The sequence below is a fragment of the Nocardioides sp. NPDC000445 genome, assembly GCF_040300245.1.
In the GTDB taxonomy this organism is placed as follows: Bacteria; Actinomycetota; Actinomycetes; order Propionibacteriales; family Nocardioidaceae; genus Nocardioides.
This window is the reverse complement of record NZ_JBEPDH010000018.1, coordinates 20,773-36,700: the sequence shown is the minus strand read 5'-3', so window position 1 is coordinate 36,700 and position 15,928 is coordinate 20,773. Positions and strand designations below refer to the sequence as shown.

At 70.2% G+C, this 15,928-nt stretch carries 13 protein-coding genes; 4 read left to right on the top strand and 9 right to left on the bottom strand.

Annotated elements, in window-relative coordinates:
* The 5 genes from ABT304_RS22335 to ABT304_RS22315 all read right to left on the bottom strand — a co-directional run bounded on the left by ABT304_RS22335 (window position 1) and on the right by ABT304_RS22315 (window position 5,560).
* Complete coding sequence (locus ABT304_RS22335) at window positions 1–906, bottom strand: ROK family protein (protein WP_350718558.1); 906 nt, start codon at window positions 904–906, stop codon at window positions 1–3.
* Window positions 903–2,354: a glycoside hydrolase family 3 N-terminal domain-containing protein gene (locus ABT304_RS22330; protein WP_350718556.1), complete on the bottom strand. Its 1,452-nt coding sequence runs from the start codon at window positions 2,352–2,354 to the stop codon at window positions 903–905. Before ABT304_RS22330 ends, ABT304_RS22335 begins: the two co-directional genes overlap by 4 nt.
* A complete protein-coding gene (locus ABT304_RS22325) occupies window positions 2,354–3,472 on the bottom strand; it encodes an ROK family transcriptional regulator (protein WP_160026540.1) in 1,119 nt (372 codons plus the stop codon). The genes ABT304_RS22330 and ABT304_RS22325 overlap by 1 nt, the downstream gene beginning before the upstream one ends.
* A gap of 153 nt (window positions 3,473–3,625) precedes the next feature.
* Window positions 3,626–4,081, bottom strand: coding sequence for an HNH endonuclease (locus tag ABT304_RS22320; protein ID WP_350718554.1), 456 nt, complete (start codon window positions 4,079–4,081; stop codon window positions 3,626–3,628).
* Between the two features lie 351 nt (window positions 4,082–4,432).
* Window positions 4,433–5,560 carry an LLM class flavin-dependent oxidoreductase gene (locus tag ABT304_RS22315; protein WP_350718552.1) on the bottom strand — a complete coding sequence of 376 codons (1,128 nt, stop codon included), beginning with the start codon at window positions 5,558–5,560 and terminating at the stop codon, window positions 4,433–4,435.
* Window positions 5,561–5,666: 106 nt separating this feature from the next.
* Between ABT304_RS22315 and ABT304_RS22310 the strand changes: the two genes are divergently transcribed.
* The 4 genes from ABT304_RS22310 (at window position 5,667) to ABT304_RS22295 (ending at window position 10,580) form a co-directional block, all read left to right on the top strand.
* Complete coding sequence (locus tag ABT304_RS22310; RefSeq protein ID WP_350718550.1) at window positions 5,667–7,178, top strand: carboxyl transferase domain-containing protein; 1,512 nt, start codon at window positions 5,667–5,669, stop codon at window positions 7,176–7,178.
* A 75-nt stretch (window positions 7,179–7,253) separates the two neighbouring features.
* Entirely contained in the window at window positions 7,254–7,925 is a 672-nt protein-coding gene (locus ABT304_RS22305) for a TetR/AcrR family transcriptional regulator (RefSeq protein ID WP_350718548.1), read from the top strand.
* Between the two features lie 55 nt (window positions 7,926–7,980).
* Window positions 7,981–8,931 carry an ABC transporter ATP-binding protein gene (locus ABT304_RS22300; RefSeq protein ID WP_350718546.1) on the top strand — a complete coding sequence of 317 codons (951 nt, stop codon included), beginning with the start codon at window positions 7,981–7,983 and terminating at the stop codon, window positions 8,929–8,931.
* Window positions 8,928–10,580: an ABC transporter permease gene (locus ABT304_RS22295; protein WP_350718544.1), complete on the top strand. Its 1,653-nt coding sequence runs from the start codon at window positions 8,928–8,930 to the stop codon at window positions 10,578–10,580. Before ABT304_RS22300 ends, ABT304_RS22295 begins: the two co-directional genes overlap by 4 nt.
* Before the next feature lie 86 nt (window positions 10,581–10,666).
* On the opposite strand, the gene ABT304_RS22290 is transcribed toward ABT304_RS22295, so the two are convergent.
* The 4 genes from ABT304_RS22290 to pdhA form a co-directional block, all read right to left on the bottom strand.
* Window positions 10,667–12,265, bottom strand: coding sequence for a calcium-binding protein (locus ABT304_RS22290; RefSeq protein WP_350718542.1), 1,599 nt, complete (start codon window positions 12,263–12,265; stop codon window positions 10,667–10,669).
* Window positions 12,266–12,378: 113 nt separating this feature from the next.
* Entirely contained in the window at window positions 12,379–13,698 is a 1,320-nt protein-coding gene (locus tag ABT304_RS22285; RefSeq protein ID WP_350718540.1) for a dihydrolipoamide acetyltransferase family protein, read from the bottom strand.
* Entirely contained in the window at window positions 13,692–14,669 is a 978-nt protein-coding gene (locus ABT304_RS22280) for an alpha-ketoacid dehydrogenase subunit beta (RefSeq protein WP_350718538.1), read from the bottom strand. The genes ABT304_RS22285 and ABT304_RS22280 overlap by 7 nt, the downstream gene beginning before the upstream one ends.
* Entirely contained in the window at window positions 14,666–15,802 is a 1,137-nt protein-coding gene (gene pdhA / locus ABT304_RS22275; RefSeq protein ID WP_201451197.1) for a pyruvate dehydrogenase (acetyl-transferring) E1 component subunit alpha, read from the bottom strand. Before pdhA ends, ABT304_RS22280 begins: the two co-directional genes overlap by 4 nt.
* Window positions 15,803–15,928 lie beyond the last annotated feature (126 nt).

Here is a 15,928-nt window from a genome sequence, read left to right as displayed (position 1 = left end):
TCAGTCCTTCGTCGGGGTGATCAGGGCGGCGCCGATGGCGGCGACCGGGGCGGCCGAGACCACCCGCAGGCGCGAGGCGAGCTCGAGGGAGGCGAGGAAGGGCGACGTCTCGGTCTGCCGGACCAGCGCGAGCGCGATCGCCTCCCGCAGCGGCTCGCCGACCGTCGCGACACCCCCGCCGATGACGACGCGTTCGGGGTCGACGGCGAGAGCGAGGGAGCGTACGGCCGCGGCGACGCCGTCGGCGAAGCGGTTCCGCACGATCACGGCCGCCGGGTCGCCCGAGGAGGCTGCGGCGAAGAGCGCCGCGGCGGGGTGGCCGGTGGCCGTCGGCCAGGCCGCCGCGAGCGCGGCACCGGAGGCGACCAGCTCGAGGCAGCCGCGCTGGCCGCACCCGCACACCGGGCCCTCCGGGTCGACCGGGAGGTGCCCGACCTCCCCGGCAGCGCCGTGGAAGCCTCGGCGGAGCGCGCCGCTGAGGTAGAGGCCGGCCGCCAGGCCGGTGCCGAGCGAGAGGTAGACCAGGTCATCGACGTCCTCGACGGCGTGCGCGCCGAGGGTCGCCGCGTTGGTGTCGTTCTCGAGGGTGACGACCGCTCCGGTGCGGGCGCCGAGCAGCTCCGCGAGCGGGAAGGCGTCGCCGTCCAGGCCCAGGTTGACCGCATGCTTCACGGTGCCGGCGCGGGTGTCGACGATGCCGGGGATGCCGACCCCGATCGAGCGGATCTCGCCGCCGTCGAGCGCGTCACGCAGGCTCGCGACCACCGCGGCCGCACTCTTGACGACGCCCTCGCCGCCGGGGGTGGTGGCGGCTCGGTCCTCGGCCAGCACCGCCCCGTCGGCACCGATCGCGATGCCGTGGATCTTGGTGCCGCCGATGTCGAGGCCTACCCGTGCGCCGTTCATCGGTTCCAGCCCGATCGTCGCAGCACCTCGGTGACAGCGGCCACGCCCGGCAGGGAGAACCCCTGTGGACATAGTCGTGGCACGCCCCTCCGGTCGTACGCCCCGGGCCACCCCCACTCCACCAGCACCGCGACGCCCGGGAGCTCGGCGACGGTCCGGCCGACCTCGGGGCGGCGGTGCGCGTCACGTACCTGCACGATGAGGGGTGCGTCGGGGAGGTCCGGGAGCGGGTCGCCGGGACGGATGACGATGTCCGGCGGCAGCCCCCACGGCACGTCGCCCACGGCGATGTTGGCCTCGGTGTCGACGGTCACGACCTGGGCTCGGGCGAGGTGCGGGATCTCGCTGATGTCGTCGCTGGCCGTCGCGAGCGCCCGGCGAGCGCCCTCGACGGAGCTTTCCTCGAACCGAGGGTCGAGCGCACCGTCCGGTCGCTGCTGCGCGTCGGCGAGGTCGGCGAGCAGCCGGTCGATGCGGGCGACCGCGTCTTGGAGCCGCTCCAGCGGCAGCTCACCGGCCTCGACCGCGCCCACGATCGCGGCGGTCGTCTCGCGGACCAGCGAGGTGGGCTTGTCGGGGCCGAGGAGGAGCAGGTCGGCGCCTGCCTTGAGCGAGAGCACCGCCGCGGCCGGGATTCCCCGGCTCGCCGAGGCGCCGGCCATGTCGAGGGCGTCGGAGACGATCGGACCGTCGTAGCCCAGCTCGCGCAGCAGTCCCAGCACCGGCGCGGAGAGCGTTCCGGGCAGCTCGGGGTCGAGGGCCGGCACCACGATGTGGGAGGTCATCACCGAGGCGGCGCCGGCCTCGGCGGCCGCCAGGAACGGGACCAGCTCACGGCTTCGCAGGGTGTTCAGAGAGGCATCGAGGATGGGCAGCGCGACGTGGCTGTCCTGGCCGGTGTCGCCGTGGCCCGGGAAGTGCTTGACGCAGGCGGCGACCCCGGTCGACTCCAGGCCCTTCACCCACGCGGCCACGTGCTTGGCGGCCACGCCGGCGTCGTGGGAGAACGACCGGGTCGCGATCACCGGGTTGTCGGGGTTGGAGTTCACGTCGGCGACCGGTGCCAGGTTGAGGTTGATGCCGGCTCGCGCCAGCCGCAGCCCGACCGCCCGGCCGGTCTCCTCGGTCAGCGCCAGGTCGTCGGCCGCGCCGAGAGCGGCGGCGCCGAGCACCGAGGAGCCGGTGAGCGCCTCCAGACGGGTGACGTCCCCGCCCTCCTCGTCGATGGTGATCACCGGCGCCCAGCCGCCCTCGGCGGATGCGGCCCGGATCTCGGCCGCCAGGCCGCGTACGGAATCCTCACCGGCCTCGGTGTTGGGGCCGAAGAGGCAGATCCCGCCCAGACCCTCGCGGAGCAGCTCGGCGTAGCCGGGCGGCAGGGTCGGGCCGGCGAAGGCGGAGACCTGGACGCGCAGCGCCAGGGTCTCGACGGTGGTCGGGGACGGCATCACGACACCCCCAGCTCACCGGCGAGGACCAGCACCGCGGCACCGACGATGACGACGTCCTCGCCGAGCGTCGACGTACGGAACTCCAGCGGCTCGCCGCTGACCGGCATCGTCCGCTCGCGGATGATCCGGTCGGCGGTCTCGCGCAGCGGTCCGTCCAGGAGATCGGCCGGCCCGGAGAGGACCAGCTCGTGAAGATTCAGGGTTCCGACCACAGGGGCCAATGCCTTTCCAAGATGTTCGCCGGCTTCCACGAGCGCATCGTCGTGGGCTGTCTCGAGGCGCTCCCGCAGGCGCGGCACCGCGAGGAAGGTCTCCAGGCAGCCCTGGCGGCCGCATGCGCACCGCGGGCCCTCGGGGTCGACGGTCACGTGCCCGACCTCACCGGCGGCGTCGACGAACCCGTGCAGCAGCGCCCCTTCGAGCACCAGCCCGGCACCGACACCGGTGCCGACCCGGATGAGCATCAGGCCGCCGTCGCCGGACTGGCCGAAGGTGTACTCCCCCAGCACTGCGGTGTTGGCGTCGTTGGCGACGTACGTCGGTCGGCCGGTCTCACGACGCACCTGGTCGGCCAGCGCGACATCGGTCCAGCCCAGGTTGGGCGCGGCGACCACGGTGCCGTCTGCCGCGACGACACCGGGACTGCCGATCCCGATGCCGAGGATCGGCCGGTCGGTGCTCGCGATCAGCTCGGTGACCAGCTCCTTCACGAGGCGTACGGCCTCGCTTCCGGTGCGGCCCTCGCGGCACCTGGTGGTGCGATGGACGACATCGCCGGTCAGGTTGAGCACGGCTCCGGCGACCTGGTCGTCACCGGAGACGTCGATGGTCACGATGTGCGTGGCGTCGGCGGCGAGACCGACCAGCATCGGCGGCTTCCCGACCCGGCTCTCCACCGGCGCGCCGAGCTCCTCGACGAGCCCGTCCTCGAGCAGGCTGCCCACCAGATCGGAGACCGTCGCCCGGGTCAGACCGGAGGCTCGAGCCAGGTCGGCGCGGCTCGCCGGACCCACCGCGAAGAGGTGCTGGAGCACCAGGGATCGGTGATGCCGCCGCGCATCTTCCTGCAGCAACTTACCGATCGGCCGCAACGTACGACGTCTCGCCTTGGACATGTTTGTTAGTCCATCGTACTTATTAATGCTGCGTCAAGTCGACACGACATTTTCCTCGCCGAGAGGTCACATTCTGACGCCGAAGGGTCAGCTTCTGCCATCGAGACGTCACCTTTCGGAACGCTCGAGGACAGAAACCGACCTTTCGGCGGGTCAGATGATGGCGGCGAGCTGGGCACGGGTCGGGACGTACGGCTCGATGCGGAGGACCATGTGGGCCTCCTCGGGGGTGCGGTTGCCCTTGCGGCCGTTGCACTTGCCGCACGCCGCCACGGTGTTCATCCACGTCCATCTGCCGCCGCGTGACTGTGGCAGCAGGTGGTCGATGGTGCGGGCGTGGCCGCCGCAGTAGGCACAACGATGCTGGTCGCGCTTGAGCACTCCCTCGCGGGAGTAGCCGGCCGGCCGGTACATCCAATGCATGGCGATATAACGGACCAGCCGCACCGCCTTGGGCCATGGATGTGGCCCGATCATCTTGTCGCCCTGTTGCTCGTGAACCACCGCCACCTCACGGAACAGCATCCGCACGGCGTGCTTGAACGAGACCCTTCCGAGCGGCTCGAAGGAGGCGTTATACAGGGTCACGGCGCCCATGGTCGTGGTCATACTCGGTTACCTCCCAGGAGAGTCGGATAGAGATCGCGTGCAGATCGGACAGAAACAAAAAGGGCCGCCCCGACGAGACAGACATGTCTCGCAGGAGCGGCCCGGAGTGATCCGGTGCGGCTATGCACCCAGGTCACTGTCGGCTCCCGCGGGCATGAGGGTCGCGCTCGTGCGCAGCGGTCAGCGACCAGGCCGCCGGGGCGGTGGTCGAGTGCTGCGTGCTCATGCGTGGGCCCTTCAATTGGTCAGGTGGATTTCGCCCGGTGGTGAGACCGGGTGATACCAGGATAGAGCGAACACCCTCCAGCTACCAACGGTTTTCCCAGGTCAGGAGCGTGTCTTTCCGGTTAACTACGCCCGACGTACGCCGTTTGGCCGTGTTAGCGCGGCCCGGTCCGCCTCTCGGAGCCTCGGGATCAGCGCCTCGCCGACCCGGGCCACCTCGGTCCGGTAGGGCGTGTCCGAGAGGACGAAGTGGGACACGCCGAGCTCCTGGTAGCGGCCGAGCGCGGCGGCGACGTCGTCCGCGGAGCCGACCAACCAGGTGGTTCCGGCGCCGCCGCCTCCGTACTTCCCAGGAGCGGTGTAGAGGCACTCGTCGAGCACGTCGCCACGGTCGGCGAGGTCGAGGAGCCGGCTCTGCCCGACCGCCGCCCGGCCCGACCGGCGGAACTCGCGGTCCCCGACCGAGTCGGCCATCCGGCGTACCTTCTCCTCCGCGTCACGCCAGGCCTCCTCGCTGGTGTCGCGGATCAGCGTGGTGATCCTCAGCCCGAACTCCAGGGGCGCGAGGTCGCGGTCCAGCGACCGTTCGAGACTCCGCAGGCGCTCGACCCGCTCGGCGATGCCGTCCAGCGGCTCGCCCCAGAAGAGCTGTACGTCGGCCTCGGTCGCGGCCACCGTCTCGGCTTCCGAGGACGCGCCGCCGAAGTAGAGCCTCGGGTGCGGACGGTTCTCAGTGGCGTACGGACGCGGGGTGATGGTGGAGTCGGCGACCTGGAAGTGGTCGCCGTCGAAGGTCACGTTCTCCTCGCTCCACAGCCGCCGCACCAGCCGCATGAACTCCTTGGTCCGCGCATAGCGGGCCGCACGTGAGTCCTCGCGGTCGCCATAGGCGGCCAGGTCGTCCTGGCCGGAGACGATGTTGACGCGCACCCGACCACGACTGAGCTGGTCGAGGGTGGCGGCCGAGGTGGCGAAGTTGGCTGGGCGCCAGTAGCCCGGGCGGATCGCGATGAGCGGCTCGAAGGTCGTCGTACGCGCAGCCAGGGCCGTCGCGACGGTGAAGGTGTCCGGCCTCCCCCAGCTGGTGCCGAGCAGGGCACCCGTCCAGCCGGCCTTCTCGACCGCCTCGGCGAGGCCGACCTGGTAGTCGAGGGTGCCGTAGCCGTCCTCCGGCGACGCGGTGTCGCCACGATGGCCGGTCTCGACGAAGTTGGGCAGATACCAGAGGAGCTCGGGGTTCGTGGGGGCGTTCATTCCAGACTCCTTCATATTGTCTATTGAATTAATAGGCTAACGCACTTGGTGTCGCTCCTCGGGACAGGCTCAGCCACTGAGCCAATTCCTGGGTATCGTCCGCTCCATGGGCCTGACCTCCGCTGAGCTGATCGACCTCGTTCTCGACCCCGGCACCTGGACGTCCTGGGACATCCCGCCCGTCCACGGCGAGGTCCCCGAGGCGTACGCCGCCGACCTGGCGCGCGCCCGGGAGCGGGCCGGGACCGACGAGTCGGTGGTCACCGGCGAGGCCCGGATCGCCGGGCGGCGGGTGGCCGTGGTGCTCTCCGAGTTCCGGTTCCTGGCCGGATCGATCGGGCGCGCCTCGGCTGAGCGGCTGATCGCGGCCGTGGAGCGGGCGACCCGCGAGGGGCTGCCGCTGCTGGCCGGCCCGGCGTCGGGCGGGACCCGGATGCAGGAGGGTACGCCGGCGTTCGTGCAGATGGTGCGTATCGCCGAGGCGGTCACCCGCCACAAGGCCGCCGGGCTCCCCTATCTCGTCTACCTGCGCCACCCCACCACCGGCGGCGTGATGGCCTCGTGGGGATCCCTGGGACACGTCACCGTCGCCGAGCCCGCGGCACTCCTCGGGTTCCTCGGCCCGAAGGTCTACGAGGTGCTCAACGGCCGACCATTCCCCTCCGGCGTCCAGGTCTCGGAGAACCTCTTCGCCCACGGCCTCGTCGACGGCGTCGTACCTCCCGACGAGCTCGCCGGGCTCGTAGACCGCGTCCTGACCATCCTCGACCTCCGGCCCGAGAAGCCACCCACGTCCGCCGAGACGTCGCTCGCGTCGGCCGAGACGTCAGCTGGTGACGCTTCGGCCGACGGGGCCGACTTCTCGGCGGTCGACACCTGGGACGCGATCACGCGGTCCCGCCGCGCGGACCGGCCGGGGGCGCGGGCGCTGCTCCGGATCGCCGCCTCGGACGTCGTACCCCTCAACGGCACCGGGCAGGGCGAGCGAGACCCGGGCCTGATCATCGCGCTGGCGCGGTTCGGTTCGGCGCCGTGCCTGGTGCTGGCCCAGGACCGGCGCGAGCAGGCACACCAGCCGCTCGGCCCGGAGGGACTGCGCGAGGCTCAGCGCGGGATGAAGCTCGCCGCCGGGCTCGGGCTCCCCGTCGTCACCGTCATCGACACCCCCGGCGCGGCCCTGTCGGCGGAGGCGGAGAACGGCGGCATCGCCGGCGAGATCGCGCGTACGTTGGGGACTCTCGTCAACGTCGAGACCCCGACGCTCAGCCTGATGCTGGGCGAGGGCAACGGTGGAGGCGCGCTCGCGTTCCTCCCCGCCGACCGGGTGGTCGCCGCCCAGCACGCCTGGCTCTCCCCGCTTCCCCCAGAGGGCGCGAGCGCGATCGTGTACGGCGACTCCGACCACGCCGCCGAGATGGCCGAGGCCCAGCGGGTCCTCGCGGTCGACCTCCAGCAGATCGGCGTGGTCGACCGGATCGTCGCGGAGTCCCCCGACGCCGCCGACGAGCCGGAGACGTTCTGCCGCCGGGTCGGAGAAGTCCTCGAGGACGAGCTGCTCGGGCTGCTCGCCTCCGGGCCGGGCGAGCCGACCGCGCGGGCTGCTCGCTACGCGGGCTGAGGCGCGGCGCCGCGCACGCGAGGTGACGCCGCGTTACCCCTTGCGCTCTGACTGAACACGTGTTTAGCATTAAACATGCGTTCAGCCCCTACCGACCCGACGACCCGTGAGCGAATCCGCGACGCGGCGGTGGTGCGCTTCGCGCGTGACGGTTTCGGTGCCTCGGTCCGCTCGATCGCCACCGACGCAGGAGTGAGCCCGGCCCTGGTGATCCATCACTTCGGCTCCAAGGACGAGCTCCACGCCGAGTGCGACGAGGCGGTGCTCGCCGAGATCCGGGCGGCGAAGAACGAGACGATCGACGAGCTGGCCTCCGGGCAGAGCATCCTGCACAGGTTCGCCGCCGCGGACGAGTACGCACCGATGCTCGGCTACGTCCTCCGCTCGCTGCAGGACGGCGGACCGGTCGGCCGCACCTTCATCGAGCAGATGATCGAGGACGCAGTCGGCTACACCGAGAACGGAGTCGAGGCGGGGCTGATCAAGCCGAGTCGCGACGAGAAGGCCAGGGCTCGCTATCTGGTCCTCTCCGCCCTCGGCTCCCTCATGCTCGAGCTCACCCTCAACCCGCCCAAGGACCCGAGCGACATCAGCGGCATGGTGCGCAGCTTCCTGTCCACGAGCTACCTGCCGATGATCGAGCTCTACACCCAGGGCGTCTTCACCACCCGCCGGATGCTCGACGAATACCTGCTCTACGTCCCGGACCCGCCGCAGGACGCCGCCACGGAGCCCCCGTCTGCATGACGCCAGGCCCGTCGGCGTACGTCCTCCTACCCTCCCAACGCGGAAGTGAGTTCCCATGTCCGACACCATCCCCGCGGTCGAGATCGCGGGTCTGCACAAGTCCTTCGGTTCCTTCAAGGCTCTCGACGGCCTCGACCTGACCGTCCAGCCCGGCCAGGTGGCCGGCTTCCTGGGCCCCAACGGCGCCGGCAAGTCCACCACCATCAAGGTCCTGCTCGGGCTGCTGCGCTCCGACGCCGGCACCGCCCGCCTCTTCGGCGGCGACGTCTGGCGTGACGCGGTCGAGCTGCACAAGCGGATCTCGTACGTCCCCGGCGACGTCAACCTGTGGCCGAACCTCTCGGGCGGCGAGTGCATCGACTACCTCACCCGCCTCAAGCCGGGCGGCGACAAGGCGAAGCGCAAGGCGCGGAAGGCCGAGCTGCTGGAGCGGTTCGACCTCGACCCGACCAAGAAGGCGCGTACCTACTCCAAGGGCAACCGACAGAAGGTCGCCCTGGTCGCGGCGCTGCTCGACGAGTCCGACCTCTACATCTTCGACGAGCCCACCTCCGGTCTCGACCCGTTGATGGAGGCCGTCTTCACCGAGTACGCCCGGGAGGCCAAGGCCGAGGGCTCCTCGGTGCTGCTCTCCAGCCACATCCTCAGCGAGGTCGAGAAGGTCTGCGACACCGTCACCATCATCCGCGCCGGGGTCGCCGTCGAGTCCGGCACCCTCGAGGAGCTGCGCCACCTGACCCGCTCCTCCGTCGTCGCCACGGTCGGCGGCGACCCGTCCGCGCTGCGCGGCCTGCACGCCGTCAACGACCTCGAGACCAGCCAGAACGGTGCCGGCACGCGGGTCGCGTTCGACGTCGACAACAGCGCAGTGGGCGAGGTCATGAAGACCCTGACCGACCTCGACGTACGCGGCCTGACCATCACGCCGCCCTCGCTCGAGGAGCTCTTCATGCGCCACTACGGTGACGTCATCGAGTCCTCCGGCGCCGAGAAGGACGCCTCATGAGTGCCGTCGCGACCGTCGTCCCGCGGCGCACGGCCCTGTCTGACTTCACCGGCACCGGCCACCTGATCTGGTTCATGCTCCGGCGCGACCGGATCCGGATCGCGGTGTGGACCGTCCTGATCGCGCTGCTCTACCTCGCCTCGCTCGCGCCGGGCGGGGAGTACTCCGTGCTCGACGACGACCCGGAGGCGCGGGCCGCCCGGGCGGTCACCCTGGGCAGCCCCGCCATGATCGCCATGGCTGGGCCCGGCTATGGCCTCGACAACTACACGACCGGGGTCGCGGCTGCCAACGAGCTCATCCTCTGGGTAACGATCTCGCTCGCCGTGATGACGATCCTGCAGGTCGTACGCCACACCCGCGCCGAGGAGGAGTCGGGCCGCTCCGAGCTGATGCGGGCCGGCGTCCTCGGGCGACACGCGCCGTCGATCGCGGTCATCGTCGAGGTCTTCCTGACCAACGTGCTCGTCGCGACCGCCAGCACGCTGGCGCTCGTCGGGGTCGGGCTCGACCCGGTCGACTCGGCGGTGATGTCGTTCGGGATCGCGCTCGCGGCGCTGGTCTACGGCGCGGTCGCGCTGGTGACGTCGCAGGTCTCGGAGAGCAGCGGCGGGGCGCTGGGCATGGCCTTCGGCGTCCTCGGTGTCACCTACGTGGCCCGCGTCATCGGCGACATCCAGGAGCCGCTGGGCAGCCCGCTCTCGTGGCTCTCCCCCATCGCCTGGGTGCACCAGACCCGCGTCTTCGTCGACACCCGGATCTGGCCGCTCGGGATCGCGGTGGTGGTGGCGTTCGTGCTCCTCGTGGTCGCCGCCATCCTCGGCTCCCACCGCGACTTCGGCGCCGGCATGGTGCAGGTACGCCGCGGCCGGGCCGACGCCTCGCCGATGCTCTCCGGCCCGGTGGCCCTGGCCTGGGTGCGCCAGCGCGCCGGCCTGATGTGGACCACGCTCGGTCTGGCGGCCATGTGGTTCGCGACCGGCTCGATCCTCAACGAGGTGCCGAACATGGTCGAGGCCATGGGCGACAACCCGCTCTACGAGGAGCTCCTCGAGGGCTCCGGCGACCAGCTCGTACGGACGTTCGCCGCCTTCATCGGCGCCTACTCGGCCTTCGGGGCCGCGGCGTACGGGATCATCATGACGCTCCGGGCCAAGGCGGAGGAGGACGCGACCAGGGCCGCGCTGGTGCTCGCCAAGCCCGTCGCCCGGTTGCGCTGGCTGCTCTCGGGCACGCTGGTCGCGACCGTGGGGTCGCTGGTCGTGCTGTTCAGCGGCATCTGGGCGATGGCCCTCGGTGCGTACGTCGTCGGGCTCGACTCGATCAGCTTCGCCGACTTCACCGGCCTGGCTCTCGCCTATGTGCCCGCGGTGCTCGTGCTTCTCGGGTTCACGCTCGCCCTCTACGCCTGGGTCCCCCGCGCCTCGGGGGCCGCCTGGGCCCTCTTCGGCTGGATGTTCGTGGTCCTCATCCTGGCCGACATGCTCGACCTCCCCGACTGGCTCCGCGGCCTCTCGCCGTACTGGTGGGTCGAGAACACCCTGGTCGACACCATGCCCGCCAGCCACACCCTCGGCCTGCTGGGCGTCGCGGTCGCGCTGCTCCTGGCCGCCCTCGTCGGCTTCCGCCGCCGCGACATCCACGGCTGACGCCTGCCGAGAAGTCACGTACGCCGGTCGAGTGGGCATCTCAGTGCCCACTCGACCGGCGTTGCTGACGTCTCGGCGGGTCAGACCTACTGGGCGGCGCCGAGCACCTGAAGCCGACTCAACGCAGCGTCGAGCTCGTACACCTCGACGGGCCAGCTCGCTCCGCTGTTGACGAACTGCGCGTACGCCTCCGGGCCCATCCAATCGGCGAGGTTGCCGATGCGGTCCTCGACGTAGACGTCGACGTTGTAGACACCGCCGACCGACCCCTTCGGAATCGTGAGGTAAGTGGTCCAGACTCCGTCTCGAACCGTTCCTGACGTACGCGTGACCGACTCTTCGCAAGCAACGTCGACGTAGAACGGATCCGACGCGGGCGTTCCGGACCGCTTGAGGCAGATGCTGACACGATCCACTCCGGACTTGGCATCGCGGACCCGGGCCGACACCTTGACCGTCTTCGACGCCGTCCGGACGTCGATGCTCGTCGGCGTAAGCGCTGAGATGCTCACCGTAGGTGCATCGGAGTCAGGATCCGTGTTGGTCACGGTCAGGATGTCGCGAGTGAGCCCGACCTCGCGCCCGTGACGATCGGTGACCCACAACTGCAGTTCCATGGGCCCGGCAGGCGTCCACCGAGGAACGGTGAGCATGTACTCCCACCACCCGTCTCGGGTGCCGCCAGACACGAGGGACATGGTGGCCATGTAGATGGAGCCATTGACAGAAGAGGCCATGAAATGGCCCTGGATCCGTTTGACTCCGCTGAGGTCGTCAGTCGCGTGCACGCGCACTCTGACCTTCGCGTCGGCAGTGGTGGTGTCTACGGTTGACGGAGCAGCCGAGACGGACACGATCTGCGGCGGAGCCTTGTCGTAGCCACACCCGCTCAAGATGTCGTAGATGTCGTAGTAGCAGGTGTTGGTGCCGGCGTTGCCGTGGACATCGTCCAGCCCGGTCCCTCCGGACAGCTTGTCGTTGCCGTCGCCGCCGTTGAGGGTGTCGGCGCCGCTCTCGCCCCAGAGCCGGTCGTGGCCCGGGCCACCGTTGACGGTGTCCAGGTGGTTGTTCCCGTGGAGCTGGTCGTCGCCGTAGTTTCCGGCAAGCCCGTCGATACCGTCTCCGCCGGAGATCGAATCGTTGCCATCGCCGCCGGTGATCGTGTCGAAACCTGAGCCGCCGGAGATGGCGTCTCCGCTCGTCCCACCATTGATGCTGTCGCCGGCACCGCCGCCGTAGATGCGGTCCGCCCCTGCTCCGCCGGAGATCACGTCGAAGTGGTCGCCGCCGGAGATGACGTCGCCGCCGTCCTCGCCCCAGATGTTGTCCTGCCCGGTGCCGCCGTTGAGGCTGTCCGATCCGCCACCACCGTGGATCCAGTCCTCACCGCCACCGGCGAGCACCCGGTCGGCGCCGTAGCTGGCGTAGACGTGGTCACCGCCCGAACCGGCGTCGACCAGGTCATCGCCGCCCTTGGCGTAGATGATGTCGCTGCCACCACGCCCGCAGATGACGTCACGGCGAGACGTGCCCTTCAGGACATCACCGCCGGACGTACCGACGATCGTGCAACGTACGCCGGTCGAAGTTGTCGCCGCACTTGCGGGACTCGCCACGAATACGGTCGCCGAGGCGGCCGTCGCGACGATCCCGGCAAGCAGCGTGCGCCCCGTCAGGAGCACCATTCCTGCCTCCAGAAGATCCTCAGGCCCGCGTCAGCGCGGGCCTGAGGATGGTCCCAGATCGATACCCCTCGAGGTAGCGAATTCGAGGTTCTGTGGAGCGATTGTCGAACGGGTCAGAACAGGAGAGCCGTGCTCGGGTCTTCGACGATCCTCGCCACGTCGGCGAGGAAGCGGGAGCCGGCCTCGCCGTCGATGTGGCGGTGGTCGAAGCTCAGCGCGAGAGTGCAGACGTCGCGGGGCTCGATGTGCTCGTCGTCGCCTTCGCCCACAACCCAAGGTTGGCGCTTGACCGCGCCGACGGAGAGGATCGCGGACTCGCCCGGGTTGATGATCGGGGCGCCGCCGTCGATGCCGAACGGACCGATGTTGGTGATCGTGAACGTCCCGCCGGTCTGGTCGGCCGGCGGGGTCTTGCCGGTGCGAGCGGTGGCGGTGAGCTCGTTGATCGCGGTGCCGAGCTCGACCAGGGACATCCGGTCGGCACCCTTCACGTTCGGCACCTGGAGACCCCTGGGGGTGGCCGCGGCGATGCCGAGGTTGACGTACTCCTTGAAGACGATCTCCTGGGCCGCCTCGTCCCACCACGAGTTGATGATCGGCGTACGTCGCATCGCCAGCAGCGACGCCTTGGCCACGATCAGCAGGGGGCTGACGCGGACCTCGGCGAAGTCGCGGTTGGCCTTGAGGCCGGCGACCAGCTCGGAGGTACGTGTCACGTCGATCGTCGTCCAGATCGTGACGTGCGGCAGGGTGAACGCGGAGTCCACCATCGCCTGGCCCATCTGCTTGCGCAGGCCCTTGATCGGCTCACGGCGCTCACCACCGACCGGCGCTGCCGGCTCCGTCGACGACGCTGGGGCGGCCGTCAGATTCTCCAGGTCGGCGGTGGTGATCACCCCGTCATCCCGCTCCGGGGTGACGGTCGCCAGGTCCACACCCAGGTCCCGCGCGAGCTTGCGGGCGGTCGGCTTGGCGAGCACACCGGTGCCCGCGGCGGCTGCCGGCGCGGAGACGGTGCGGTTGCGGCGTACGACTGCGTCTTCCTTGGAGCCGTAGCCGACCAGCGTCAGCGGCTTCTCGGTCTCGTCCGGCTCAGGAGCTGACGTCTCGGCCGACGCAGCTGACGCTTCGGTCGACGGGGCCGACGCCTCGGCCGACGGGGCCGACGCTTCGGTCGACGGGGCTGACGCCTCGACGGAGTCGCCGATGCGAATGATCGGGGTGCCGACCTGGACCTCGGTGCCGACCTCGACCAGAAGCTCCTGGACGACCCCGGCATAGGGCGAGGGGAGCTCGACGACGGACTTGGCGGTCTCGATGTCGCAGACGGGGTCGTTGACCTTGATGACGTCACCGACCGCGACGTGCCACTCGACGATCTCGGCCTCGGTGAGGCCCTCGCCGACATCCGGCAGCTTGAACTCGTTCACCATGCCAGGCTCCTGTCGACGGCATCGAGGACCCGGTCGAGGTCGGGGAGGAAGTACTCCTCCGCCCGCGCCGGCGGGTAGGGCGTGTCGAACCCGCCGACCCGCAGGACCGGCGCCTCCAGCGAGTGGAAGCACTGCTCCGTGATCCGGGCGGCGAGCTCGGAGCCGAGGCCGAGGTTGACATGGGCCTCGTGGACGACGACGGCCCGACCCGTACGCCGCACCGACTCATAGACCGGCGCCATGTCCAGCGGCGAGAGCGTGCGCAGGTCGATCACCTCGACCGACTTGCCCTCCCCCGCGGCCGCCTCGGCGGCGGTCAGCGCGGTCTTCACGGTGGGCCCGTAGGCCAGCATCGTCAGGTCGGTGCCGGTGCGCGTCACCCGTGAGGCGAACAGCGGACCAGGCGTGGCGTCGACATCGACGTCGGCCTTGGTCGAGTGGTAGAGCCGCTTCGGCTCCAGGAAGATCACCGGGTCGGGATGGGAGATCGCCTGCTGGATCATCCAGTAGGCGTCGACCGGGTCCGAGCAGGCCACCACCTTGAGACCAGGGGTGTGCGCGAACTGCGCCTCCGGCGACTCGCTGTGATGCTCCACCGCGCCGATACCGCCGCCGAACGGGATCCGGATGACCATCGGCATCGCGACCCGGCCGCCGGAGCGGTAGTGGAACTTGGCCACCTGCGACACGATCTGGTCGTAGGCCGGGTAGACGAACCCGTCGAACTGGATCTCCACCACCGGCCGGTAGCCCCGCAGCGCGAGCCCGACCGCCGTGCCGACGATCCCCGACTCCGCCAGTGGCGTGTCGATGACCCGGGCCTCGCCGAAGTCCTTCTGCAGCCCGTCGGTGATCCGGAAGACACCACCGAGCCGGCCGATGTCCTCGCCCATCAGGACGACCTTGTCGTCGTCCTCCATCGCGCGCCGGAGCCCTGCGTTGAGCGCCTTCGCCAGCGTCATCTTCGTCATCGGGAGGCCCCCTCGTGCTCGAAGGAGGAGAGGTACGCCGCGTAACCGTCACGCTGCTCCCGCAGCTCGTCGGGCAGCTCGGTGTAGACGTTGTCGAAGAGGCGTACAGGATCGGGCTCGGGGAGCGAGTGGATCCCGGCGCGGAGGCGCTCGCCGAACTCCTCGGCCTCGGCCTCCACCTTGGCGAAGAAGGAGGTCGAGGCGCCGCCGCCGCGGCGCAGGTAGGCCTCGACCCGGGCGATCGGGTCCTTGAGCTTCCAGGCCTCGACCTCGTCGGAGACCCGGTAGCGGGTCGGGTCGTCGGTGGTCGTGTGGGCACCCATCCGGTAGGTGTAGGCCTCGATCATCGTCGGCCCGCCGCCTTCGCGGGCCCGCTTGAGCGCCGACTTCATCACCTCGTAGGTCGCCAGCACGTCGTTGCCGTCGACACGGATGCCGGGGAAGCCGAAACCCTGGGCGCGCTTGTAGAGCGGCACCTTGACCATCTGCTCGACCGGCTCGGAGATCGCCCACTGGTTGTTCTGGCAGAAGAAGACGACCGGGGCGTTGTAGGAGGCGGCGAAGACCATCGCCTCGTTGACGTCGCCCTGTGAGGAGGCACCGTCACCGAAGTGGGCCACCACGGCGGTGTCGCGGGTCGGGTCGCCGGTGCCGACGAGGCCGTCCATCTGGACACCCATCGCGTAGCCGGTCGCGTGCAGGGTCTGGGCGCCGATGACGATCGTGTAGAGCCCGAAGTTGTGCTCGGCGGGGTCCCAGCCACCCTGGTCGGTGCCCCGGAAGAGTCCGAGCAGCTGCATCGGGTCGACGTCGCGGCACCAGGCCACACCGTGCTCGCGGTAGGTCGGGAAGACGAAGTCCTGGGGCGCGAGCGCGCGGGCGGCGCCGATCTGCGCCGCCTCCTGGCCCAGCAGCTGTGCCCACAGGCCCAGCTCGCCGTGGCGCTGCAGCGCGGTGGCCTCGACGTCGAGGCGACGGGTCAGCACCATGTCGCGGTAGAAGCCGCGTACGGCCTCGTCCTCAGGTCGGTCGGGTGAGAACTCGAAGTCCGGGTGCGAGACCCGTTCTCCCTCGGGGTTCAGCAGCTGCACCATGTCGGTGTGGCTGGGACTCGGATCCAGAAATTCAGTCATCACGCTTCCTTCACACGGGGTGGGGTTGCCACCGCTGGCTACGCCGATCACGGGCTTGTGATCCGTGGCACATCGGCATAGCCACACGGTACCCGCCCACGGGGAGGAACGGGCTCGAGTGAACGC

Bases quoted from the DNA above. Each gene is read 5' to 3' on its own strand.
- ABT304_RS22335 (WP_350718558.1), bottom strand. From the start codon at position 906: ATGAACGGCGCACGGGTAGGCCTCGACATCGGCGGCACCAAGATCCAC.
- ABT304_RS22330 (WP_350718556.1), bottom strand. From the start codon at position 2,354: ATGCCGTCCCCGACCACCGTCGAGACCCTGGCGCTGCGCGTCCAGGTC.
- ABT304_RS22325 (WP_160026540.1), bottom strand. From the start codon at position 3,472: ATGTCCAAGGCGAGACGTCGTACGTTGCGGCCGATCGGTAAGTTGCTG.
- ABT304_RS22320 (WP_350718554.1), bottom strand. From the start codon at position 4,081: ATGACCACGACCATGGGCGCCGTGACCCTGTATAACGCCTCCTTCGAG.
- ABT304_RS22315 (WP_350718552.1), bottom strand. From the start codon at position 5,560: ATGAACGCCCCCACGAACCCCGAGCTCCTCTGGTATCTGCCCAACTTC.
- ABT304_RS22310 (WP_350718550.1), top strand. From the start codon at position 5,667: ATGGGCCTGACCTCCGCTGAGCTGATCGACCTCGTTCTCGACCCCGGC.
- ABT304_RS22305 (WP_350718548.1), top strand. From the start codon at position 7,254: ATGCGTTCAGCCCCTACCGACCCGACGACCCGTGAGCGAATCCGCGAC.
- ABT304_RS22300 (WP_350718546.1), top strand. From the start codon at position 7,981: ATGTCCGACACCATCCCCGCGGTCGAGATCGCGGGTCTGCACAAGTCC.
- ABT304_RS22295 (WP_350718544.1), top strand. From the start codon at position 8,928: ATGAGTGCCGTCGCGACCGTCGTCCCGCGGCGCACGGCCCTGTCTGAC.
- ABT304_RS22290 (WP_350718542.1), bottom strand. From the start codon at position 12,265: ATGGTGCTCCTGACGGGGCGCACGCTGCTTGCCGGGATCGTCGCGACG.
- ABT304_RS22285 (WP_350718540.1), bottom strand. From the start codon at position 13,698: ATGGTGAACGAGTTCAAGCTGCCGGATGTCGGCGAGGGCCTCACCGAG.
- ABT304_RS22280 (WP_350718538.1), bottom strand. From the start codon at position 14,669: ATGACGAAGATGACGCTGGCGAAGGCGCTCAACGCAGGGCTCCGGCGC.
- pdhA (WP_201451197.1), bottom strand. From the start codon at position 15,802: ATGACTGAATTTCTGGATCCGAGTCCCAGCCACACCGACATGGTGCAG.